19 protein-coding genes are annotated in these 23287 nt (G+C 50.1%); 11 read left to right on the forward strand and 8 right to left on the reverse strand.

Going from position 1 to position 23287, the window contains the following annotated elements:
* The 3 genes from NTV65_10075 to NTV65_10085 are packed head-to-tail and all read left to right on the forward strand — an operon-like array spanning position 1 to position 3114.
* Entirely contained in the window at positions 1–786 is a 786-nt protein-coding gene (locus tag NTV65_10075; protein ID MCX6115540.1) for an enoyl-CoA hydratase-related protein, read from the forward strand.
* Positions 783–1610 (forward strand): MBL fold metallo-hydrolase, encoded by an 828-nt coding sequence (locus NTV65_10080; protein MCX6115541.1) that lies wholly within the window; start codon positions 783–785, stop codon positions 1608–1610. The genes NTV65_10075 and NTV65_10080 overlap by 4 nt, the downstream gene beginning before the upstream one ends.
* On the forward strand, positions 1573–3114 hold the full coding sequence (locus NTV65_10085) for a hypothetical protein (GenBank protein MCX6115542.1): 1542 nt from the start codon (positions 1573–1575) through the stop codon (positions 3112–3114). The genes NTV65_10080 and NTV65_10085 overlap by 38 nt, the downstream gene beginning before the upstream one ends.
* Here NTV65_10085 and NTV65_10090 read toward each other — a convergent pair.
* From NTV65_10090 to NTV65_10120, 7 genes are all read right to left on the reverse strand, one after another.
* Positions 3095–3508, reverse strand: coding sequence for a hypothetical protein (locus NTV65_10090; protein MCX6115543.1), 414 nt, complete (start codon positions 3506–3508; stop codon positions 3095–3097). The genes NTV65_10085 and NTV65_10090 overlap by 20 nt on opposite strands.
* Positions 3509–3510: 2 nt before the next feature.
* The gene (locus NTV65_10095; protein ID MCX6115544.1) at positions 3511–4500 is read right to left on the reverse strand and encodes a paraslipin; all 990 of its coding nucleotides are present in this window, start codon (positions 4498–4500) and stop codon (positions 3511–3513) included.
* 49 nt (positions 4501–4549) lie between these two features.
* Entirely contained in the window at positions 4550–5044 is a 495-nt protein-coding gene (locus tag NTV65_10100; GenBank protein MCX6115545.1) for an NfeD family protein, read from the reverse strand.
* A 111-nt stretch (positions 5045–5155) separates the two neighbouring features.
* A complete protein-coding gene (locus NTV65_10105; protein ID MCX6115546.1) occupies positions 5156–6538 on the reverse strand; it encodes an MFS transporter in 1383 nt (460 codons plus the stop codon).
* Between the two features lie 7 nt (positions 6539–6545).
* Complete coding sequence (locus NTV65_10110; protein MCX6115547.1) at positions 6546–7109, reverse strand: NUDIX hydrolase; 564 nt, start codon at positions 7107–7109, stop codon at positions 6546–6548.
* Positions 7110–7142: 33 nt separating this feature from the next.
* Positions 7143–7631: a phosphoribosyltransferase family protein gene (locus tag NTV65_10115; GenBank protein MCX6115548.1), complete on the reverse strand. Its 489-nt coding sequence runs from the start codon at positions 7629–7631 to the stop codon at positions 7143–7145.
* A gap of 291 nt (positions 7632–7922) precedes the next feature.
* Positions 7923–8930: a type IV pilus twitching motility protein PilT gene (locus NTV65_10120; protein ID MCX6115549.1), complete on the reverse strand. Its 1008-nt coding sequence runs from the start codon at positions 8928–8930 to the stop codon at positions 7923–7925.
* 134 nt (positions 8931–9064) lie between these two features.
* Here NTV65_10120 and mfd point away from each other — a divergent pair, with 134 nt between their 5' ends.
* From mfd to NTV65_10145, 5 genes are all read left to right on the forward strand, one after another.
* On the forward strand, positions 9065–12616 hold the full coding sequence (gene mfd / locus NTV65_10125; GenBank protein ID MCX6115550.1) for a transcription-repair coupling factor: 3552 nt from the start codon (positions 9065–9067) through the stop codon (positions 12614–12616).
* Between the two features lie 54 nt (positions 12617–12670).
* The gene (locus tag NTV65_10130) at positions 12671–13675 is read left to right on the forward strand and encodes a peptidylprolyl isomerase (GenBank protein ID MCX6115551.1); all 1005 of its coding nucleotides are present in this window, start codon (positions 12671–12673) and stop codon (positions 13673–13675) included.
* A 25-nt stretch (positions 13676–13700) separates the two neighbouring features.
* Positions 13701–15080, forward strand: coding sequence for a phosphomannomutase/phosphoglucomutase (locus tag NTV65_10135; protein ID MCX6115552.1), 1380 nt, complete (start codon positions 13701–13703; stop codon positions 15078–15080).
* Between the two features lie 232 nt (positions 15081–15312).
* Positions 15313–17400 (forward strand): hypothetical protein, encoded by a 2088-nt coding sequence (locus NTV65_10140; GenBank protein ID MCX6115553.1) that lies wholly within the window; start codon positions 15313–15315, stop codon positions 17398–17400.
* Between the two features lie 149 nt (positions 17401–17549).
* Entirely contained in the window at positions 17550–17882 is a 333-nt protein-coding gene (locus NTV65_10145) for a hypothetical protein (GenBank protein ID MCX6115554.1), read from the forward strand.
* A 247-nt stretch (positions 17883–18129) separates the two neighbouring features.
* Here NTV65_10145 and NTV65_10150 read toward each other — a convergent pair whose 3' ends face one another.
* Positions 18130–18366 (reverse strand): hypothetical protein, encoded by a 237-nt coding sequence (locus NTV65_10150; GenBank protein MCX6115555.1) that lies wholly within the window; start codon positions 18364–18366, stop codon positions 18130–18132.
* Positions 18367–18949: 583 nt separating this feature from the next.
* On the opposite strand from NTV65_10150, the gene NTV65_10155 reads away from it, so the two are divergent.
* From NTV65_10155 to NTV65_10165, 3 genes are all read left to right on the forward strand, one after another.
* The gene (locus NTV65_10155; protein MCX6115556.1) at positions 18950–20239 is read left to right on the forward strand and encodes a hypothetical protein; all 1290 of its coding nucleotides are present in this window, start codon (positions 18950–18952) and stop codon (positions 20237–20239) included.
* A 17-nt stretch (positions 20240–20256) separates the two neighbouring features.
* Positions 20257–20985, forward strand: coding sequence for an LPS export ABC transporter ATP-binding protein (lptB, locus tag NTV65_10160; GenBank protein ID MCX6115557.1), 729 nt, complete (start codon positions 20257–20259; stop codon positions 20983–20985).
* Between the two features lie 173 nt (positions 20986–21158).
* The gene (locus tag NTV65_10165; protein ID MCX6115558.1) at positions 21159–23192 is read left to right on the forward strand and encodes a hypothetical protein; all 2034 of its coding nucleotides are present in this window, start codon (positions 21159–21161) and stop codon (positions 23190–23192) included.
* Positions 23193–23287 lie beyond the last annotated feature (95 nt).

A 23287-nucleotide genomic window follows, 5' to 3' on the forward strand; every position in this document is an offset into this window, starting at 1 on the left:
ATGACTGCTACTCCGGAACTGGTCCTAGTGGATCGCTCCTCTACTCTTATTACGATAACTATAAATCGCCCCGAGTCTCGAAACTGTCTTACGGCAGATACTATCAATGCTCTTATCTCTGCCTTTAAATCCGTTAGTGCTCAGCCCTCTGCACGCTGCGTGCTACTGTGCAGCGCCGGGACGGAGGCTTTCTGCTCGGGTGCTGACCTAAGCGAGCTGCTCAACGCAGATTCCCCCGATTCCCGTCGAGCGTTTTTTGGCTCAATTGCAACCCTGATTGAAACGATTCACCGTTGTCCGGTTCCAGTTGTTGCCAGGGTGCATGGCTTTGCTCTTGCTGGGGGCTGCGGTCTGGCTGCTGCTTGTGACATCACTATCGCTTCCGATGATGCAGTTTTTGGACTACCGGAGGTGCGAATTGGACTTGCTCCCTTGGTTGTTATGGCCCCCATTAGCCGCGTAGTTGGGCACAAGGCGCTATCTCAATTGGTTCTTACCGGTGAGCGTATTAGCGCTGTCAGGGCGCTTGAGATAGGACTCGTTAATCGAATAGTTCCGCCAGTACTCCTGAATGCAGAGGCGCTCAAGCTCTGTCAGGATATTATGCAACAGGGTGCTGCTGCCCTAAGAGCATCTAAGGCTGCTATGCTCGACTCTTCAGAGCGCGATTACCTCTTATCCCTTCATGAATTGGCCGATCGCAGCGCCCTGCTTAGCCTTGGGCTAGAGGCCAAGGAGGGCATGCAAGCCTTTATCGAAAAAAGACAACCGAGCTGGCGTATATGAAACTTGGTAGATTTACAGTTACCCCAATAGTTTTTGGTTCCTTTCGTCTCGACGGTGGGTGCATGTTCGGCTCCGTTCCTAAAAACCTTTGGTCTCGCACCATTGGCGCTGATGATGAGAACTGTATCCCGCTTGTATGTCGCTCACTTGTAATAGAGGAGGGTCAGCGCACCTTCCTCGTTGATGTAGGGATGGGCGAAAAATGGGGCGAAAAGCCACGCCAACTCTACGGCATTAAGTCGAATTCAGAGCTAGCGCGCGGCTATAAACCAGAGCTAATAACAGATGTGATCCTTACACATCTGCACTTTGATCATGCAGGTGGCATTTCGTATCGTGATGCAGCGGGAGATCTTCAACTGACCTATCCCAACGCTCAGGTACACCTACAGAGCGCCAACTGGGCTCAGGCTCAAAACCCCTCCCCCAAGGACAAGGCGAGCTACCTGATGGAAAACATTGAGCCCCTAAAAAAGGCGCGGCTCGCGCTCTATGATGGAACGACTGAGATCGTGCCGGGACTTTTCCTACACCGCGTTGATGGGCACACAGCTGGGCAGCAGTGGTTAGAGGTGGTTGGAGAGGGGGAGCGCATATTTTTTCCGACAGATCTGATCCCTACCTCACATCACCTGCCCCTAGCGTATCATATGGGGTACGACGTATGCGCCGAGACCCTGCTACGAGAGAAGCTTGCCTTTCTAGAGCGAGCGCACAAAGAGGATGCGATCGTTGCCTTTCAGCACGATTCAGAGGTGGTAGCAGCGCGGGTAGGAGTGAATGAGCGTGGGCAGTTCTGCGTTCGTGAACGGGTTAATCTGTAACCTATCGTATGGAGCTGTTGTGTTAGAACCGGACCAAAGAAACAGTCCTAGCAAGCCTATCCACGAAGCTTCTGAGGCTTCGCCGTTTAATTCCCTTAAATCTCCTACTCTGCGCTCCCTTAGCGCCGAGATACCGTTCGCCTGCATAGTACCAGCTGTAAGCCCTACCATGATCAAAGAGATACTTACGGAGATCGCCCCCGATCTCTTTAATCTAGTAAGCTGCGAACTCTTCGACCTGATTAATGATGGCACCTGCATTAAAGGATCGGAGCTTATCTCTGCCTACTTTGAGCCGACACCGCTTGTAGTTCAGCAGAAGAGGGTCTTTCTACTCTCAGATCAGCATCTGCCGAATGAGCAGCTCCATGTAATAAGCGTAATCGACTCACGAAGTGAACCTGAGTATCCGATCGTTGAGTTAGTGAAACTTGACAGCAGTAGGTCAATAATTAATCTTCGATTCGAACTCGGCAGACTATCCGTTGAGGAGCGTTGGGACTGTATCAACAAAATCGGTCATCTGTTGGGCATTTCAGATACAAGTAGTAGCTTCCAACACCTTGCGCCTGAGAGGACTCAGACATTTGAATCTGGGACCTCGTTTTCTGAGGTCTCTCCGCAATTGGTGCTAGAAACCCTATCCACCCTTGCACCGATTCAATCAGCTCACATGGTAGAGGATCTGAATAGCAAGCATAGTCGGCATGCCTGGGGCATCGAAGCTATTGAATACTGTCAACCGGACTACGGCGAACAGGGATGCATACTTTCTACTATCGATCCAAAGCAGTTCAACCCACAAGCGGGCCGCAATCTTCTTTCAAGCCTCCTAATTCACACAGCTAGCATGTACGCAACTAACGGTTCAAGCATCTCCGTAGAGAGGCTTTTACGCGCAAGCACGCACCTCTCAACGCCAACAACCGTAAGTTTCGAGCGCTCGGTCGAGCTTGGCTCCGTTGACAAGGAACAGGAGCTAAGAGATCTCGATACTTTTTTTGCGTCGCAGTTTACAGAAGATGCCGATCTTTCAGATGAGCTATTTACTCCGGAGGAGAATCTTAATTACCCTGAATCCTCGGATCTATTTCCAACAGAAGATTCACAGGAACTATACGATGATGAGGGAGGGGTTCTGACAGATTCAGAAACGTGCTCTTTGGTCCGAATACACGGCCTTTCATCAAACTTTGGTAAGTACTCCGTTGTATTTGCTTCTGAGGCAACCTCCAGCATCTGTGACTCTGTTAACGATGATACTAACTTTGATCACGCATCTCCCGTGGTACGGGTCGAATTTTGTAACTCTAACAGCCGCAGTAATCGCTGGAACATTATCTCTAAACTTTGCAAAGAGCTTGCAACCATGAAGATCCCCGAGGAGGAGACTGGCAACTTAGGTACACTAGAGAGAGATTTCAGCAGCTCGGATATCTCCACTCATGAAAGCGAGGTGCTGCTATACTTCGGACGAATGCGCATCATTGCAAGCCGCTTTTAGTTACTACCTCTCTGCTCGCAGAGAACTCAGCAAATACAGCACGCGATGAAACCATCTCCCGGTCCAAGATAACCTTCGGAATGCCCCTAGATCCCCCGGCCTTTACGCACCTCTCAAAGAGTTTTCGACCCGGCTCACTCTGCTCTATATTTACCCGCGCAAATGGAATCTTTTCCGTATTAAGGGAGCTTTCAAGGGAACGGCAGGCCGGGCACCAGTCTGTCACCAGCGCTACGACCCTAGTTGAAGAGGGCTCATCAATCTCTTGCAGAAATTGAAGACGTTCCTGCTCTGACGCAAAGATGGTTTGTGGAGCAGCCTCGCGCAACAGTATCACCAAAACAAATAGCCCCAGCACTACCGGGACGCCCCAACGAGCCGCAAATTCTTTCATATTTAGTAACTCTGCTCCTCTCCGTTCTGTGACCTGTTAATACGTGGGGCCTCGCCCTCAACTGCAGAAACGCTGCCTCCGTTCGTTGACGGCTTAAATATCCCCTTAGCCATGGCTATTACGCCCGCAACATCACTTAAGTTGGCCGGAATAACAATCGTGTTAGCGGTCTGAGCGATTCGACCAAACTCAGGAAGATACTGCTCTGCGATACGAAGCTCCATCGCCAACCGTCCACCCTGTACCTCTAACGATTGCCCAACCATACGCAGCCCCTCAGCCGTAGCGCGAGCAACCTCAAGGATGGCCTCAGCTTGACCCTTGGCGGTATTAATCTGAGCCATCATGCTTGCTTCGGATGCCTTGATTTGACGCTGCTTCTCCCCCTCTGCGCCATTTATTGCCGAGTCACGTTGCCCCTCTGAAGAGAGGATCACAGCGCGCTTCTCTCGCTCGGCCTTCATCTGCTTCTCCATTGCGGTGATAACCTCCCGTGGTGGAGTGATATTCTTGATCTCATAGCGCAGAACTTTAACGCCCCAAGCCTCTGCCGCTTTATCAACCTCTACCACAACATTTGAATTGATATGAGCGCGGGCTTCGAAGGTCTTGTCTAGCTCGATCTTTCCGATCTCACTGCGCAAGGTTGTTTGTGCTAGCTGTGTCATACCGAAGAGGTAGTCATCGATACCGTACGAAGCAGACTGTGCATCAATGATGCGTATGTATAGAACTCCGTCGACAGCAACCTGGACGTTATCACTCGTAATACATACCTGCTCTGGGATATCGATCACCTGCTCCTTAACCGAGTGTCGATAGCGCACGATATCAAAATAAGGAATTAATACATGGAATCCCGCATCGAGCGTATCGCGGTATTGCCCTAATCGTTCAACTACATAACGCATCTGTTGCGGAACGATCACCGCTCCCTTGAAGATCGTCGTGATAACAAGCAATACCAAGACACCAGCAACTATCCCTATCATAGCATCATCCCCATCTATGTAATTTTTATGTAGACTGCGAACTTGAAAATTATCTCTTGCGGGTAACTCGCAACGTTACCCCTTCGGTATCAACCACCACACACTCAGAGCCTGCCGGGAGAACCTCGGCATCTATATTCTTAATACGCCAAGGCGAGCCCCAAAGCTCCCCGGAACCTAGCTGCCCTGGAGCGATCTCTTCAACAACTCTAATCTCTTTCCCTTTGGTATCATCAGCTCGGCCTTTAGCAACTCCGATGGCACCCTGAAGCCGCTTTCCAAAGACAAGCCAACTTATGACAGCTAGTACTGAAAATACAGCGGCCTGAATCGGCCAGGTCGGGAAAAGCCCACTTAAGACTAATAGACCGAGCAGCAGTCCGGATACTCCCAGTAGAAAAAGGAAGAATCCAGAGATAACCACTAGCTCCATGATACACAGAGCGAGCCCAGCGGCGATCCAAAACCATCCAGACATAGAAATATCTCCAAAAACAGTAACATCTGATATTAGCTCTAAATTAACCGAACTACTACAGCTCATTTTCTGCGCCACTTACAGAGTGCCTCCAAGCTGAGATACCCGTTTTTAATAAGGCTTTAGTAGTACCTAAATTCTATTTTCATCAGAGGCAAAACGTTGCAAGATCACAATCTACCGCCCCCGCCTGCGACCAGATACAACTTCATAACTATTTGAGACAAACGCAAAGGTGGCGTCCCAGATCGGTCTAACTGAACTGATTCTAATCAGCAACTGATGCCCCCGAATACTCTCTACCTGCCGAACCTCCTTAAAGGTTGGCAAGATAACTAAAACCCCGAACGCCCTGAGTACGCCTGAGATAGCGAAGAGCACAAGGAAGGGCGAAGGCTCTACGAAATAGGCTAATTGCCTGCCCCACGTGGAGGGCACATGCGTTACTAAAAAACCACCGAGCAACGACCCAGCAAATACCAGCACGCCGTTAATAATGGCCTGATAGGCGAAGCAGCGCGCGCGCTTTGATACGCTAACGGCATCAAACACAAAGTTGGCGGCCGCTAGACTGAACCCTGCCCAGAATATCCCGCTGTAAATCTGAACGAGGATAACGAACCAGAGCTTAGAGGATATCAACCATAATAAGGGATTAAACGAAACGAGTGTCCCACATACGGTCAGGATCTTGCGATTACCGAACTGGTCGCTAATAGCCCCCCAGGAGCGCATCACTAGGAACTGCGCCAACATTACCGCAGCAACAACCAGTGTGTACTCGTGGTATGAGTAGGAGAGATTATTAAGCATATACATCGCAAAGTATGGCCCACAGATAGCGGCCGAGAAGTTCATGAACGACACAAAAAACACAAACTTAACAAAGTTCGAGTGTTTTGCTCTGCTGATAAACTGCCAAAATGAGAACTTCGCCTCATGCGGAACGTGCAGCAGCGGGTCAGAGACCGTGCTTAGTGGAGATGCGGAGAGGTAGCGCGCGATTCCGGCCAGCGTCATAATCACCAGGAATCCGCACTCTGTCATCTTTCGCTCTGAGCAGTAGTGCATCACCTGTCCGGCGAAGAGCACACCGGCGAAGGTCAGGATCGCCATCCACTTATTGCGAAATCCAAAGAATTCGCCGCGCGATGTTGGTGGTATAATGTCCCCGGCGAGACTGCTCCAGACCGGCGCAAGCATACCGATTGTGATCTGATACAGTGCCGCCACAGCGATTAATATGGCGACAGCATACCAGCCCGACTCGAATGCAAATGGAATTACTGCGATCGGAAGACAGAGTAACGCCTGTGTACGAATCAATCGAATTGAGAGCTGCCGTCGGCTGCGCACTTTTTCCGCAAGCCACATACCACAGCTCTGTGCTATCGCCCCAATCAGGAACGGTAATGTCGAGAGTGCTCCAATTTGCAGCGGCGTTCCACCTAGAAAGACCCCTAGCGCCGGAAGATAGGTCTCTCCTGCTCCGATCTTAACGGCATCTAGCTTCGCTTCTTTGATTAAGCCCTTGGCAGATTGTGTCTCTAGAAAACTCACGATCTGTTCAACTCAACAACACACCGTTAGGATAAAGTAACCGAGCAGCCCTTAGAATGGCGATTATAGAGAGGCTATCCTTAATAGCGCCACGATCTACCATCTCTAGGGCCTCAGAAAATGGCATAGATCTAATCCTAAGGAGCTCGGTATCATCTGGGCTTGCATCCCCAGCAGTTAATCCCCGCGCAAGAAAAAGCTCTCCGCGCTCATCTGAGAAGCAGTTGCTAAGGTGCACCTCTCCTCCTAGACGCTCCCACTGCTTGGCGGTAAGACCGGTCTCCTCCTTAAGCTCACGTTGTGCTGCGCTAAGACCAGACTCACCGTGATTGGCCCCACCTTCAGGAATCTCCCACGAATACTCCTCAACCGGATAACGATACTGTCCGACCAGATAGATCTGCATATCATCCGTAAGAGCAACCACCCCAGTTGCTAGTCTGGTTTCAACCACACCGTAAATGCCCACACTCCCCGTAGGAGAGATCACCTGGTCCTCTCGTACCCGGATCCAGGGGTTTTCATAGATAAGCTTAGTGCCCGTATTTTTCCAGGGATTAGTATCAGACATGGGGTTCCTTACGAGGTAATAACGGACTGGAGTTTACTCCATATCGGTCTGGAACGCACTCCACAAAGGCCTTTGAACTGCTCCTGTGCTTGCATCCGGAAACTTCCCTGAAGAGCGATCGATAATACAGGTGTATCCGACGACGAGCCCACCCTCTGATTCAATTTTTTCCGCCGCTTCGAGCATATGGCGTCCTGAAAACACAACATCATCGACGACCATGACCCGTAGTCCCTTAAGATCGGGTCCGAAAAATCTGCCATCTTTTTGGAGGATTACAACCTTACGCCCTCCTGCAACTGCGGCGCTATAGTGGATCCCGCTGTATGCTATGCCAACGACGATATCAAAGGCGTCGTGCTCCAGGTGACCGACGGCATCCGCTGCAAGCCGCGCGTGATCGCTCGGGGTAAGTTGGAAGCAGTCGAAGAACACCGAGCAGACATGCCCACTCGGCACTAGGGTCGGCTTGGGAAAGCGAATTGCAACGCGCTCAACGATAGATTTTGTGGTCTCGTCCATAGGTGTCTATTAAGTATATAGCAAATAACAGCTACCTGTAATCCGAAATCGCACCTATCTCACGTATTATCAATGCGCCGAGATTGAATTAATTCAATAACCTACAGATCGCCTGAAGAAGGAAAGATAAGTAACCATTTAGAATGCTTGCTGGCGCTCAAGCATCTCTAAGTGCCCTGCCCCTTAGCGATTATATAGCGCATCCGATGAGCGGGGATTTCTGAGAGATTTTTTCCAGTAACTTGAACATTAAGGTGATCCTCACGCAGTTGAGGTGTTTGAAAGCTTAAATTAAACAGAGCCGAGATCAAGTGCTAGGCCCACACGCGTTGAAAGCTCGGCTAGGTGTCGCTCCATCGTTTGCATACCAAGCTGGTGCGATGTCTGCATAACGCTATAAAGCTGGTGTGATTTACCTTCTCGGATAAGGTGCCTGACCGCTGTAGTACCGATCAACACCTCAATCGCCGCCACCCGACCACCTCCCGCCCTCTTTATTAAACGCTGACTAATTACGGCCTCCAGCGACTCTGCAAACATCGCCCGAACCTGCGCCTGCTGCTCAGCCGGAAATACATCTATAATCCGATCGACCGTCTTTGCAGCGCTCGCTGTATGCAGGGTAGCCAAAACTAGGTGCCCGGTCTCAGCCGCTGTAAGGGCCAGCTGTATAGTTTCAAGATCTCGCAACTCCCCAACCATAATAACATCGGGGTCCTCGCGTAAAGCCGCACGTAGCGCCGCTGAAAAACTTACAGTATGCCCCCCTACCTCACGCTGCGTTATAAGGGCGCGCTTTGAGGTATGTACGAACTCTATCGGGTCCTCAACCGTAACTATATGCCCCGCCCGTTCTTTATTCAGGTGATCGATCATTGCAGCGAGCGTTGTCGATTTACCCGAACCGGTTGGACCCGTTACCAGCACCAACCCCTTTCCTCTACTAAGGACCTTGGATACCACCTCTGGCATCTCAAGCGCTTGCAGCGACGAGATCTCTTGAGGAATCAAGCGAAACACAACCCCAACACCTCGACTGTGTCGAAACACGTTTACTCGACACCTACCCCCACCTACACAGGTCGAGAGATCCACCTCTTGCCCCTGCTCAAAGAGGTTTAGTTGTTGCGTGCTCAGCATCCCACCAATGATACTATCGATCACCTCATTCGAGAGGACCTCCATAGCAAGCGGCTCCAGATCTCCGTCTATACGCATGATCGGTGGCATACCAGCACGCAGATGTAGATCTGAGGCCCTTTTTAAGCGCGCTACCTCAAAGATCCCCTCGATATCCATAGTTCTAAGCCCTAAATAAGTCCTCTATCCGGCACACTCCAAGTGAATATCGAGAAAACTACAAGATAAGTTTCGGACTAAGCGGTCCCTGCCTTTACCCTATCGTCACATCTTAGTATTATCGCATAGCGCCTATGTCACCCTTAAAGAAACCAACTACTGCTCTTAAAAAAAGGGTGATCGGACTCTCCGGTTCCGCCTGCGGTTGGTTTCTCGCCTCGACCGTTCGTGAGCATCCGCGCTCCCTTGTAGTTTGCCCCGATCGAAAAACAGCCGAGGATCTCTTGGATGATCTGCATTTTTTTCTGGGAAATGGTGCCGCAACGATGTTTCCATCGTGGGAGACCCTACCCCTGGAGCCGGTATCTCCTGGAGCAGAGCTCTCCGCTGTGCGGATAAAGACTATCTATGAGATGACAACTAACCCTTCATTTTTGGTTGTTACTACAGCGGAATCCCTGCTTCAAAGGATCCTTCCCCCAGCATCAATCACAGCTCTCCGGACAATCGTACGCGTCGGCGAGCCCCTTAATCGCGAGAGCTTTATTAGTCGCCTGATCGATGCTGGATTCTCACAATCCAGGACGGTGGATGAGATCGGGGAGTTCAGCGCGAAAGGTTCAGTAATCGATCTCTTTCCCAGCAGCACTAAACATCCGGTACGTATTGAGATACGATCAGGTGTTGTCGTTCGCATGCAGAGCTTTAACGCCGATTCGCAGCGCTCATTGGCGGATATAGATATATCTGAGGTTGAGATCCTTCCCGTACGGGAGCTATTGCTACCGCTCTGGTACGCACAGAACCGGCCTGAGGTAACTCGCAAACTCAAGGAACGTGCCGTTCAAACGGGGACCCCTCCGCGCGAAGTAGAGAAGATCCTGCAGGCCCTTGAACAGGGTGACGATTATCCAGGTCTTGAGCTGCTGCAGTACATTGCAGCACCACCCCTGCCAACGTTGCTCGACATTCTTCCCGCAAATACTATCGTGCACGCCGTAGACAAGCATCAGATCCTGCGCTCGCTTGCGGAGTTCTCTGAGATAAGCAGCGAGCGCGCTAGCAGATTGGTAGAGGAGCAGCACCTAATCCCACAGGCCTCCGATATATACATCGATTACGATACCGCCTCGGCTCAACTTACAAACCTCATCTCATACGAACTATCCGGGATCGATGACTCACTTGATAAAAATAGCTCTATTAATATTAGATCTGAGAGCACCCTCGATCTAGCAACAAGGATGCATAGCGCGGTCGGAAGTGGGCAGGCCTTCCAGCCCCTTAAGGAGTATCTAAATCAGTGGCGCTCGAAAAACTTCTCAGTCGCCTTCAGCGTCGGCTCGACCTCGCGTGCCCAACGGCTCCAATCGATCCTACTGGATATCGGCTCAGATGCTCCGGTACTGACCGGCACCGCTCAGGGTTGGATCAATGCGCCCCGTCGTCCAGCCGTCGCCATTATCGTTGGCCACCTAAACTCAGGTTGTCGACTACCTAAAGAAAAGCTCTGTTTTATCTCGGAAAACGAGGTTTTTAGCGAGCGCTCATACCGCTCTAGTAAAACACCACAGATCAGCGCCAAAAGACTCCTTAGCACACTCTCGCTCCTTAAAGAGGGAGACTTCGTCGTGCATATTGACTACGGCATCGGGGTTTATCAGGGACTCAAGCACCTGACAGTTGAGGGTGTGCTCGGAGATTTTGTGCAGATCGATTACTCCGATAGTCGGCTCTACCTACCAGCTCATCAGATCGGCAAGATTCAGAAGTTCGTGGCCACAGAGGGTCAACAACCGCACATCGATAAACTCGGCTCAACGCGCTGGTTTAGAACTAAGCAAAAGATTCGCGATTCGATCGTAACGCTGGCTGGAGACCTGATCAGACTATATGCCTCTCGTTCAGTCGCACGGGGCTGGAGGTTCGAACCTCTTGGGGCAGAGGATGAACGCTTCGCCGACTCATTCCCATATGATGAAACTCCCGATCAGCGCAAAGCTATCAAGGAGACCCTCAATGACCTGGCGAATGATAAGCCGATGGATCGTTTAGTATGTGGTGATGTTGGTTTTGGGAAAACTGAGGTGGCTATTCGCGCCGCGTTTAAGTGCTTCCAACACGCCCGTCAAGTTGCGATCTTAGTACCAACAACCATCTTGGTCGAACAGCACAAGAAAAACTTTGCAGGACGTTTTGCCGGTTATCCCGCCAAGATCGGTGCCATTAGTCGCTTCTATTCCCCTGCTGAGAACCAAAAAACGCTCGCTGCTATCGCTCGCGGTGAGATCGATATCGTTATCGGTACGCACAGATTATTACAGCCGGATGTGCAATTTAAGGACCTCGGGCTTCTTATTATAGATGAGGAGCACCGTTTCGGAGTAAAACAGAAGGAGCGGCTGCGCTCCTACCGAACTAACGTCGATGTGCTGACCCTGACAGCGACCCCCATCCCACGCACGCTGCATATGTCCCTCCTTGATATTCGCGATATCAGCCTAATCCATACAGCTCCGGTCGATCGCAAGGTAATACAGAGCTACGTTGCTGAGCGTGATGACTCATTAGTGCGAGATGCGATTTTGAGAGAGCTGCGGCGCGGTGGACAGGCCTTCTATATTCATAACCGCGTCCAGAATATCGGGCTGATAACTGCGCACCTGGCAGAGCTTGTCCCGGAAGCCAAGTTTGAGTTTGCGCATGGGCAGATGAGCGAAACAACGCTAGAACCGATTATGCGTCGTTTCCTCGAACGCAAAATAGATGTTTTGATCTCTACTACTATCGTAGAATCAGGGCTCGATATTCCAAACGCTAATACGATCATAATCGATCGAGCTGATCAGTTTGGGCTTGCCCAGCTCTATCAACTTCGGGGAAGGGTGGGACGCGCCAAGCGCCAGGCTTACGCTTACTTTATCGTTCCACACCTGCGCTCCCTAAGCGGACAGGCGCATGAGCGCCTCAAGGTCTTACAGTCTCTAGATTCTCTCGGAGCGGGCTTTAACTTAGCCATTAGGGATCTAGAGATTCGCGGCGCAGGTAATCTACTTGGTAAGGAACAGTCGGGAAACGTGCTCTCGGTTGGGTTCGATATGTACTGCCGTATTCTTCATGAAGCGGTAGCGGACCTAAAGGGCGAGGAGCCTCAATTGGAGGACATTATCGATCCGGACATACGTATCGTTGGGGTCGATGCCTTTATTCCTGAAGCCTATGTACCCGATATAGGGGAGCGCTTGGTGCTCTACCAACGCCTCTCAAACATACGTAATAACGACGAGGCCGCCGATCTACAAAGCGAAATCGAGGACCGCTTCGGTCCCTGCTCCATTGAGGTTGATAACCTTATGCTTCTGATGCGCTACCGCGGGCTGTTACGTGCATATGGAGTTGTTAAATCGGAGCTCACGCCGCTTAAGATATCGCTGACCTTTAGCCCACTAGCGCTGCTGCGTGATGGATATAAACCGACCTGTAATACAAGGGTTGACGGACTAAAGGCCCTGCAATTAGTGCAAAAGCACCCCCATACCTATCGATTTGGTCGCGGGAATACGCTCTCAATTATTTTAAAGGAAGGTGAGACTGCCTCGCTCCCAGATCTTTTCCGTCGTGTCTTACAGGTGCTCGAAACGGTTGGCTACGGCGGCTCTGAGGGGTTAGCTTCGGCTAACTTATAATAGGAGACTGCCTTACTTGCACACCTCTCACCAACCTAATAAGATTCACTAAGTATGTACCTAACACCCCATCGCTGGATCGCTGTTCTCCCTATTATTATGAGCATCCTGCCATGTTGGGCGGCCCCAGAGACAACAAAAGCTAAGATCGCCAACAACGACTTAAAAGAAGAGATCGTACTCGATGCTATAGTGGCATCGGTTGATGATAAGCCGATCACCCTAAGTGACCTTAATGCACGTTTAATGCCTCCCCGTAGACTCGGCTTGCGAGAGGCTGCGAGCGATCAAGAGGCTATTAAAACGCTCGATGCTATCATCTTGGAAAGGTTAGTTGAATTGGAGGCTACCGCAAAGCGCCTCTCCATCTCAGATGCGGAGGTCGAGGATTACGTACAGGAGGTCGCCTCTAGAAACTCTATGTCGATCAAGGACTTTCAGTTGGCGCTCGCCAAGGAGGGGCAATCGATCGATTGGTACAAAAAACAGGTTAGATTTGACATCTTAAGGACCAAACTCTCCTCGGCTGTTATGCGGGGCGGTGCAAGTGTCAGTGATGGCGAGATCGATCAGTATCTAACCGATCATCCTGTATTATCTCATACAACCACCTCTATAAAGCTCTCCACAATACTTATCTCCTCGGAGCGTCGATCCCCCGAAGAGCTGCAGGCTAGGGTGCTTGAGGTACTAAGCGCACTTGAGGCTGGCGAGGCCTTCAATGCCGTAGCACAACGCCTATCTGATGGACCAAATCGTGCTGAGGGTGGCTCGCTAGGGCTTATAGCCGAGCAGGATCTTAGCCGTGATGTGTTCGATGCGGTCTTTGCACTAAAAGCTGGCTCTCACAGTAGGCCAATTGAGGGTGATAAGGGGGTCCAGATATTCTTTATTGAACAACGCTTTGCGGCAGGCGAAGATAGTGATAACGAAGAGAACCAGAAAGCACTTAGAGATGAGGCTCGTTCATCTATTCAGAAGCAAAAAACTCAAGCGCGCCTCTCTTCCTACTTTGTAAGTGACCTGTATAAAAATCACTCTGTAGATAAGAAATTATAACGGCATAAAGGAAAAGGAATTACGCATGAAGATAAATCCGGTTATTTTTCGAGAATATGATATCCGAGGAACCGTAGATACTGAGCTCACACCGGAGTTCGCGCGCATCTTGGGTAGGGCCTATGCAACCCTTGCTATTGAGAACAACCTCAACCGTATCGGAGTTGGCTATGACTGTCGCCTAAGCTCCCCTGCCTACGCTCAGGCACTCGCTGAGGGGCTAGCTGAAGAGGGTCTGGACGTTGTGTGCACAGAGATGGGTCCTACCCCTCAACTTTACTTCTCGGTATTTTCTCAGGATCTAGGGGGAGGTATTCAGGTAACAGGGAGCCATAATCCCCCAGACATGAACGGTTTTAAGATCCTGCTAGGCAAGCAAACGCTCTCTGGTGCCGAGATACAGGACCTACAGGTACGGTGTGAGCAGGTGCTTACTAAGCAGCCCACAGCGAAGCGCGGCACCATTAGCACAGTTGATATTCGCCAACCGTATATCAATAATCTAATAGAGAACTCCCGTTCTCATATGGGCCCCCGCAAGCTAAAGGTGGTCGTTGATGCCGGTAACGGTGTTGGGGGAATGATCGGACCAGAGGTTCTAAGAGCCCTTGGTGTTGAGGTGATTGAACTGTTCTGCGAGCCAGATGGGCGTTTCCCAAACCATCATCCAGATCCGACCGTACTCAAGAATATCCAAGCACTGGTTGCATCGGTTAAGAATAACAGAGCAGATTTCGGCATCGGATGGGACGGGGATGCGGACCGTATCGGTGTCGTTGATGAGCGTGGAGAGATCGTCTTTGGCGATATGCTCCTGCTAATTTACGGCAGGGAGATCCTGGCTGAGAAACCAGGCGCTACGATTATTGGCGACGTAAAATGTTCGAGCCTACTCTTCAATGACTTAAGGCAGCGCGGCGCCAATGCCATTATGTGGAAGACTGGGCACTCGCTTATCAAGAGTAAACTCAAAGAGACCAAGGGCGATCTAGCCGGAGAGATGAGCGGTCATATCTTCTTTAAGCACAGATTCTTTGGCTTCGATGATGCTCTCTACGCCTCTAGCCGTTTAGTCGAGATCATGAGCAAACATACCGGGCCGTTCTCATCACTTCTGGCTGGGCTTCCTCCGATGCTCTCAACACCTGAGATTAGGGTTGATTGTCCTGAGGAGATAAAGTTCGCTATTGCTAAGGAGGCGCAGTCGGCCTTTCCAGATTACGATGTTGATACTATTGATGGGGTGCGGGTTAACTTCGAGAACGGCTGGGGGCTTGTGCGTGCATCGAACACCCAACCTGTACTAGTGATGCGTTTTGAGGCTCTCTCTGCTGAGCTGCTTGAGAATTATCAGAGAATCGTCATCGAGAGGATTGAGGGGATTAAGGAAAGGCTTTTAAGGTAAAGTAAGAATAAAACTATTCACCCGATTAGATCCGTGTGCGTTAGCCCCTATCAAGGGGCGAGTTTGCGGAGCAAGCTGGGGTGAAAACAATAACTATTCACCCCAAAATGAGCGTCCCCGATCAGGGGACGACAAGAAAGGGTGGGTCTTTAGGGCCGATCGCAAGATCGAATCCTTTTAATCACCGACAAGTTTATACTGGGGTGAATAGTTACGGTAGGTCAATGTATAGATGCCTGTAACAAGCAGCTCCAGAACTATAACCGTGCGGGGGTTCTCGGCGGCGCGCTACTATGCGCTATGTGCCAGTGCAGGAGGAACAGCAGGAGCAACAGCAGACGCATATCAGGCCTTTTCCCGAGCCCTTCCGGAATCTGGCACGGTAGAGGAGAGAGAAGATCTCTCCGCGCTCTCTCTATTATGGATTGAGAATGCCTTTGCGCAATCTCAACGCGTTACGAACTTCCTTGACTCTGTGAGAAACGGCGAAATTCCGGAACCGTTACTTGCACAGCATGAGATCCGCTGCGATATGCGCCTACAACATACCTCCCCTGCCCTACTGGCCCATGAGGCACGCACGATCCTTTCCGCTCTTAATCTTCATGCTCCCCTGCTTCAACTCTTCCTTACGAGCCCCTCTCTCTCTTGTCCAGGTTGCGGCGAGCCGTGTCAATTATTTCGTAGTGCTAGCGAACTAGTAAGAGATATCAGATCTGATCATATTGCTGACGAGATCTCCATATCGCTGACTAGCACCTCTGCAACGCTCACTGATTGGGCAGCAAGGGCTGGCTTTACATGTGAACTTTTAAGCAATGGTCACCAACGCGTACTAATTGATTCACTTCACGCAGGGGAGCAGTTAGCCTCGCGAGTAGTTCAATTAATACAAAGCGCCTGGAATATCCCACATCTAATCGTCTCTGTGTCTAGTGCTGTACGTGAGACGATCTATGCGCCCCACGGCGCATGTCAACGTTGCCGTCATGTCCTGCCCCCAATATATCGAAAGCGTATAGATGAGTTGCTTGTTAATGGACCTACATCAGGTACAGCAGGATACATAGAGCGTGGTATAAATGTGGCGGGTGTAACGCTTGAAGCCCTACTCTGCACTCCGATTGCGCAGCTCAGTCTAACCTCACCCCTAAGAGACATTATATCTGAGGAGCTTCAACAAGATCTGTGCACTATTGGACTGGGTATATATCCTCTTGGCTACTCGGTAGCCAAGATTCCGCCGCAGGAGCTAGCAAGCCTCTCCGTTCTTGCTAGCTTTAGTCGAGCTGCCCCCTTAGACACAACTCTGATCGACCTGCCCCAAGAGATCTTTACTCAGGAGCGATCTAAAAACATGCGTGACGTTATAACGCGTCGATCAAAACGTAACGGTACACTCATTATCGGAGATGCTCTCCGCAAACCGTTACGGACCAAAGGCGTTACAGTTAACTCGATTCCAGCGCTAACACTTGGGACGCTAAAGATTAAAGAGAGCGCACCTGACCATTCAACCGTCCTTACTATCGGCTTGGGAGATTATTACTACGACCCAGGTGCCACTGGTATATCAACCAGAGAGATACTGCTTGCGCTAGAGGGAGCACCAGATGATTCACGGGTCTTGTTTGAAACACAGCATAAGCTCTCTCCCTGCGCTATTGAGCTCTTTAGCTATTACGGTAATATTCGAAGGCTCGTAATCGAGGAGCTCGCTCTCTTTGAACCACTTACTAAGCTATTTGCCTCCTCACTTGATGCGCGAATACGGGGTCTGCAAGCTAAGGATCTCTCAATTAGATCTAAAAAGCGCCCCTCGGCAAGCTGTCCAACATGTTTTGCGGCCGGAGTTATTCTTGAAAAGATTCCTGGCTGTGAGCGCCCCGCTGCTCTCCCCTGTTATACCTGTAACGGTATGCGCTTTAGCGCTCCGGCTAGCGAGGTGCTGTTTCGTGGACTCTCTCTCTCTGAGATCCTAAATTCATCTGCCTCACAGATAACTGGGGTACTCCGTGCATTGCCAAAAACTCGTCAGGTTCTTGAGCTCCTTACACTATTAGATCTTAATCAGATAACTCTTGGTATGCCGATTGCGCTACTAAGTTTCTCAGAGCACAGAAGGTTACAACTACTCAAGTCGGCGTTACTTGGAACCCTCTCTCGCCCGGCTATCTGCATTATTGAATATCCCTATGCAGGGCTCTCTGAACAACACTCAAGGGCGGTACATGAGCTCATAGAAACTCGTACCTACGCCCCATATACAGCCTGGATCGTGCTGGCAAATCCATCTGACAAGACGTTACAAATCAAATAGTTACGCACTACCCAAGCGATCCCCAAAGAGCTGCTCGTAAAAGAGCGGCCTCTAACAGCACAAAAGCTCAATTTCGAACCATAACAGTATCAAAGATATACAGCGCCTGTGCTCCGATATTACTATGGAGTGAGGCTATAAAGGTTCTTATGTCAGACGGCTCAAAGGATTTGAACTATCGATCAAAACGCTCCCAGAAGGGCGAAGCCGAGCTTATGATCTTCGGCATAGTCGTAATTATCTGCGCCCTTATCTCCGGCTCACTCTGGATCCTAAACTGGGTGAAAGACTCCAAGAACGCAAAGGTGGAGAACCGTCGATATGAGATGATATCCAAACAAAAACAGGGGCCCTTTGTAGCCCGCGCAGATCCAGCTCAGTACGTTGTTCAATGTAACGGCTCCGTCTGGAAATTGCTTCAAACTAACTATCGCTGCGAGGTCCTTCCAGAATCGTACGGAGAGCTTTATATAGAGTGGTAGTCAATCTTATGGATCTTGTTTGGGCAAGGGCAGGACCTGGGTAGCCGTAGAAGAGGCGCGGTAGCACTGGTAGCCCTCGACTCTAGTCCAGCCACGAAAAAGATCGCCCACCTGATTCCTTTCTTGCCGCTCTAGAGAGTGGCGCTCCAAGGGCTTCGCCGCATCTTTATCCTTGTGGGTGCGGGGGGGGGGGGGGGGAGTTATTGAACCCGCCCATCCCAACATCATCCACTGGAATGATGACCCACTATTTTTTCTGCGCGGATGCATCACCCTCCTCCCCTTGGCCGGGTGGTAGCGCCAGTAGCCCCCCCGTTGCTCCATGCTCCTGCCTAATAGCTATCCTCTGATCAAAGAGAAGAACTACAACAGGTACACAGCTAATATCGATCATCATTGCCGCGGGATGCGCTTCGCAGTAGGTGGAAAGCAGCCACTGAAAATCTGGATCAGTGACCTCGTGTGGAAATACCGCTCTAGCCATATAGCACTCCTCCATGAGTGTTTGACGGTGGGGGGGAGCCGCATCTTTTTGCGATCTCGCCCTCTCATTTAACACCGTACGGATCGTTTATTACGCTCCACATCTTGTGGAGCCAACTTCTCTCCTCTCTCCCTGTAACTTAAACGATTATACTTCTACAGGGACTTCACAGCAGTGGAGCTATTCATAGCCCCCTTGCCTATAGTTAACAGTCGGATAGGTGCCCAAATTTCTTGAGCTACAAGTTTGCCTATCAACTTCCCTAGCAATCCATAACCCGTTGAACTTACGTCTTAAATCAAAATAATTAGGCCTGTAATTGGATCCTTTCTTTAAAATTCACCCGTCTACATTTAGGCAACTATCGTTCTACCAAAGCCCGTTGGGCGGTTTTTAACAGCTTTACTTGAGAATTCTAAACAACACTCGTACACTAGATCAGAGAGGAGAAAGGCTTGTAAGATATTGATTTCCTTATTTTCTACCCCTATTTTCTCTAACATGGTGCGAATACACGCCGACTGCAAAGACTCGTAGATGTGCTACCGTGATAAACAACGATAAGCAGTATAGTTAACTTCTCATGATTCCGATCGAACCCTCACCTGTATACAACACCGATTCAACCCCCAACGAGGGCACCACGTACGAGGCTAGTCAGCACTCTATTGGAAAAAACGACATCGATGATGATGCTCGCAAGATCGTGTACCGACTTCAACGCGCAGGGTTTAAGGCCTATATAGTTGGTGGCGGTGTGCGCGATATCCTGATCGGCAAAACACCGAAGGATTTTGATATCTCTACCGATGCAACTCCGCGCGAGATCAAATCTCTCTTCCGTAATTGCCGCATTATAGGACGCCGCTTTAAACTGGCGCATATCTTTTTCTCTCACGGCAAGGCTATTGAAGTTTCTACCTTTCGCGATCTTGTCGAAGCATCTGAACCCTCCGATGGCGAGCAAGCCTCGCCCGTTGCAAATGACAACACCTATGGGACCGAAGCAACCGACGCTGTTAGGCGAGATCTCACGATCAACGGACTCTTTCTCGACGTATCAACGATGGAGATTATCGACTACGTAGGGGGCATGCAGGACCTTAAAGAGGGTGTTGTTCGTGTCATAGGAGTTCCGGAGATACGCTTTAAGGAGGACCCAGTTCGTATGCTGCGCGTTGTGCGCCACTCTGCTCGCAACGGCTTTAGCATAGAGCGTAGCTGCTGGAGCGCTATTATTGAGCACTCCTCTTGGATTACTCAATGTTCTCAGGTAAGGGTCTTTGATGAGCTAAAAAAGGATTTCTCCTCCGGATGTTTCCTTACTATTCTATCGCTGCTTGGAGATACCGGACTGCTTGAACATATCCTACCCGAGCTACTTGAAAATAATGCGCGACTACTCTCGGCTGAAAGTGATTTCAGCCAATGTCTTGAGAAGATCGACGACCTGGTTCTCAGTGGTACAGAGATCTCTCCAACCGTCGTGCTCACCATCATCGCACTTTTTACCGCTGGGGATTCGATCTGGCTGAGGGATCTTGCAGATATGCTGCCGCAAGCCTCCGATCTAGGGGAGCGTTTGGGTGCCTGCTTTACCCGTCTAGTCGTTCCACGAAAAGAGCGAGAAAAAATCCAGATGTTACTCTCCCTCTGGTCACGTGTGCGCGATACCCCTGTACGAGATTTTAAACCAGGTGCATACCGACGCTCAGCTCTCTTGCCGGAGCTACTAGGACTCCTTGAGGTTGCCTGCCTATCACGCGAAGATATTCAGCGGTTACACCTGCTCAAGTCCCTACTCTCTGATGAAGCTGCCGGTCATCACGATAACGAGCGACATGATAGATACCCTAACCACAGACGCAGGTAAGCTCTAAAACTATAACGATGCTCAGTACCCTACAAACAAATAATGTGACGAAGAGATACGGCGGCCGCAAGGTTGTAGATGGTGTATCGATCTCGGTCAAAGCCGGCGAAGTTGTTGGACTACTCGGCCCAAACGGCGCCGGTAAGACCACCACCTTCTATATGTGCGTAGGATTAACCGCTCCAGATACCGGTTCAGTCACCTTTAATGATCGCGACATAACGGCAGAGCCGATGTATATGCGCGCGCGCCATGGAATAGGATATCTCCCGCAAGAGGCTTCAGTATTCCGTAAGCTCTCGGTACGAGATAACGTGCTGGCGATCTTAGAGACGATGGATTTTCCTTCAAAGCAGGTACGTGAAGCGCGTCTGACGGAACTACTCGATGAGCTTGGATTGCTAGGATTACAGAGCAACCTCGCAAGTTCACTATCAGGTGGAGAGCGTCGCCGCGTTGAGATCAGTCGTTGCTTGGCTAGAAATCCTCAGTTCATCCTGTTAGACGAGCCCTTTGCTGGGATCGATCCGCTTGCGATTAAGGATATTCAGGAGATCGTTTCCACCCTCAAGAAGAAGGGGATCGGGGTGCTAATTACCGATCACAATGTGCGAGAAACCCTCGGAATCTGCGATCGCTCCTATATTCTGGTCGACGGCAAGGTTCTTGAAGAGGGCACCCCTCAAGCCATCTCCAAATCTGAGAAGGCGCGCCGCTACTATCTAGGTGGCGATTTCGAGCTGTAATTTTGCATCTTGTCAGATGACATCTATTAATTGACTGTTGCCTGATGATATCCGCGCTTAAACTCTGGCGATTGCTCTTTATTAGTGCGTTAGCATTATTTTTCGAACTTCTCCTCATCCGCTATCTCAGTGTGGAGATCAGGTTCTTTCTATTCTTCAAGAACTTCGTATTAATGGCATCGTTTCTTGGGCTTGGTTTAGGTACCGGATTAGCGGGGCATTCAAATGCCTCATTGATGAGGTTCTTTCACCCTATTTCGGGGCTCTTGGTGCTGATTGCCTTATTTGCCCCGGAGTTAAACCTTAACTCCGTTTTCTTGCCCACGGGAGACAACTCATTTCTTTGGTACCACTCGACATCAGTGGGGTACTGGTTTGACCTGTTGTTACTCTTTACTAGCTTTTTCGGACTCACTACGCTTGTTGTGCTTGTATTCGTACCACTCGGTCAACTTTTGGGACGAGCACTTGATGAGCTCCCCCCATCACGTTCTTACATGTGGGACCTGACTGGAAGCATAGTGGGAGTGATCGGCTGTTCATTGACGGCATTTCTAGGCCTATCTCCTAAATTTGGAATTATTCTGGTTCTATTAGGGGCGTTGCCTTTGCTTACGGTGCGAGTACAACTAATAAGATCATCGATGGTCACCCTTGGTGTTCTTATTTTGCTCGCTGCGGTGGGAACTACTCCGCAGATACCGCAAGGGGACAAACCAGCGCCAGAGGCTGTAGCTTCGGAATATTGGTGGTCCCCGTACCATCGTGTGCATTGGTTGCCGTATCCCTCTCAAAAGGTGGACGGACAGGAACTCTTTCCTGGATACCTCGGATTCTTGAATGGGTACTACTATTTTGATCTCCTCAACTTTGATCTGACTAAAAAGCCAAAAGCCGTTAGGTTGCATAGGCAGGATGGGGTTCATTCCTTTAATGAGTCTTCATTACATGAGGCGATCGAACACTACTCTTTGCCCTATCAAACTAAGGAGCCACCAAAGAGCGTATTGATATTGGGAGCTGGCCCGGGTAACGATGCTGCGATGGCTCTACGCATGGGTGCAATTTCAGTGACCGCTGTAGAGATCGATCCGGCAGTTATTCGACTTGGCAAAGAGATCCATCCCATGAAGCCTTACCTTGACCCGCGAATAAAGGTGGTCGAGGACGACGCGCGCGCTTTCATGGCTCGCTCCAATGAGCAGTTTGATCTGGTGAGCTTTGGCCACCTTGATTCGATAAACGTGATCAGCAGTTTTTCATCTGTTCGAGCCGACAGTTACGTTTACACAGTAGAGAGCATGCAGAGGGCCTATGAACTTGTTAGGCCGGGTGGAACACTCTCAATCAGTTTTGCCGGACTTGATTGGATTAATGCAAAAATTGCGGGGCTTTTGCAAAAGGCAACTCAGCAGAAACCCTTTCAGTTTATAGATGGCTACCTTGGGACCGTGACATTCCTTGTTAAAAAGCCTGCCGTTGGTGTCAGTTCAAATCAATTTGAAGGGGCTGCGTCTCCCTGGGAATTTGATGGAGATGTATTAAGTAGCTTCTCAACGGCAAATATCGATGAAAGCACACTACCTTCTGATGATTGGCCATTTCTGTTTCTGCGGGAGCGCATCATTTCACCCTACCATCTTTTGGCCTTAGTAGTATTAGTTGCTAGCGCCGCGATTGCTGGCAGGGCAATCTTTATACGAAGCGCAGTAAGACAAGCCTTTCCCTGGAGCTCTTTCTGGCTGGGTGTGGGATTCATGCTAATTGAAACTAAGAGTATTACTGAGCTTGGACTACTCTTTGGATCAACCTGGATCGTTGCTGCAGTGAGCATCATTGGCGTACTGCTCATGAATTTATTCGCCGTCGCGATCGTTCGTCAGTATTCGGTTCCTACTGCTGCTCTGTATGTAGCGTTGTTCGGTTCTATCTTCGCGAATTTCTTAATCCCTTACGAAGCCTTGCTACCATTTCCGCTATTCTGGCGTATCGTGCTCGCTATCACCCTAGTTTACTCCCCCCTCTTCTTTGCTGGTGGAGTTTTTGCTCAGATATTTATGGCCACCTCCATATCCTCACGGGTCTTTGGCGCTAATCTAATTGGCGCGATGTTGGGAGGTGCGCTTGAGTACCTTTCGGTCCTGTACGGCTTTAAAGTCCTTTTGTCAAGGTCCCCTTTCTTTGAACACATAGTCTTAAATCAGTAGCATCGGCTGTTCCTCAGCCCCGCAGGGGCTGGAGGGGGGTGCTCGAGGGGGGAGACTCATAACTTGTTGATAAGTTGTTAGTTGAGCTTGAGCAC

The sequence above is a fragment of the Pseudomonadota bacterium genome (assembly GCA_026390555.1).
Classification (GTDB): Bacteria; Bdellovibrionota_C; UBA2361; order UBA2361; family OMII01; genus OMII01.

What these genes read in the sequence shown, in the direction of transcription:
- lptB (MCX6115557.1), top strand. Translation starts at nt 20,257, where the DNA reads ATGCTCAGTACCCTACAAACAAATAATGTGACGAAGAGATACGGCGGC.
- mfd (MCX6115550.1), top strand. Translation starts at nt 9,065, where the DNA reads ATGTCACCCTTAAAGAAACCAACTACTGCTCTTAAAAAAAGGGTGATC.
- NTV65_10115 (MCX6115548.1), bottom strand. Translation starts at nt 7,631, where the DNA reads ATGGACGAGACCACAAAATCTATCGTTGAGCGCGTTGCAATTCGCTTT.
- NTV65_10075 (MCX6115540.1), top strand. Translation starts at nt 1, where the DNA reads ATGACTGCTACTCCGGAACTGGTCCTAGTGGATCGCTCCTCTACTCTT.
- NTV65_10155 (MCX6115556.1), top strand. Translation starts at nt 18,950, where the DNA reads ATGATTCCGATCGAACCCTCACCTGTATACAACACCGATTCAACCCCC.
- NTV65_10095 (MCX6115544.1), bottom strand. Translation starts at nt 4,500, where the DNA reads ATGATAGGGATAGTTGCTGGTGTCTTGGTATTGCTTGTTATCACGACG.
- NTV65_10130 (MCX6115551.1), top strand. Translation starts at nt 12,671, where the DNA reads ATGTACCTAACACCCCATCGCTGGATCGCTGTTCTCCCTATTATTATG.
- NTV65_10110 (MCX6115547.1), bottom strand. Translation starts at nt 7,109, where the DNA reads ATGTCTGATACTAATCCCTGGAAAAATACGGGCACTAAGCTTATCTAT.
- NTV65_10100 (MCX6115545.1), bottom strand. Translation starts at nt 5,044, where the DNA reads ATGAGCTGTAGTAGTTCGGTTAATTTAGAGCTAATATCAGATGTTACT.
- NTV65_10135 (MCX6115552.1), top strand. Translation starts at nt 13,701, where the DNA reads ATGAAGATAAATCCGGTTATTTTTCGAGAATATGATATCCGAGGAACC.
- NTV65_10150 (MCX6115555.1), bottom strand. Translation starts at nt 18,366, where the DNA reads ATGGCTAGAGCGGTATTTCCACACGAGGTCACTGATCCAGATTTTCAG.
- NTV65_10145 (MCX6115554.1), top strand. Translation starts at nt 17,550, where the DNA reads ATGTCAGACGGCTCAAAGGATTTGAACTATCGATCAAAACGCTCCCAG.
- NTV65_10140 (MCX6115553.1), top strand. Translation starts at nt 15,313, where the DNA reads ATGCCTGTAACAAGCAGCTCCAGAACTATAACCGTGCGGGGGTTCTCG.
- NTV65_10165 (MCX6115558.1), top strand. Translation starts at nt 21,159, where the DNA reads ATGGCATCGTTTCTTGGGCTTGGTTTAGGTACCGGATTAGCGGGGCAT.
- NTV65_10080 (MCX6115541.1), top strand. Translation starts at nt 783, where the DNA reads ATGAAACTTGGTAGATTTACAGTTACCCCAATAGTTTTTGGTTCCTTT.
- NTV65_10120 (MCX6115549.1), bottom strand. Translation starts at nt 8,930, where the DNA reads ATGGATATCGAGGGGATCTTTGAGGTAGCGCGCTTAAAAAGGGCCTCA.
- NTV65_10090 (MCX6115543.1), bottom strand. Translation starts at nt 3,508, where the DNA reads ATGAAAGAATTTGCGGCTCGTTGGGGCGTCCCGGTAGTGCTGGGGCTA.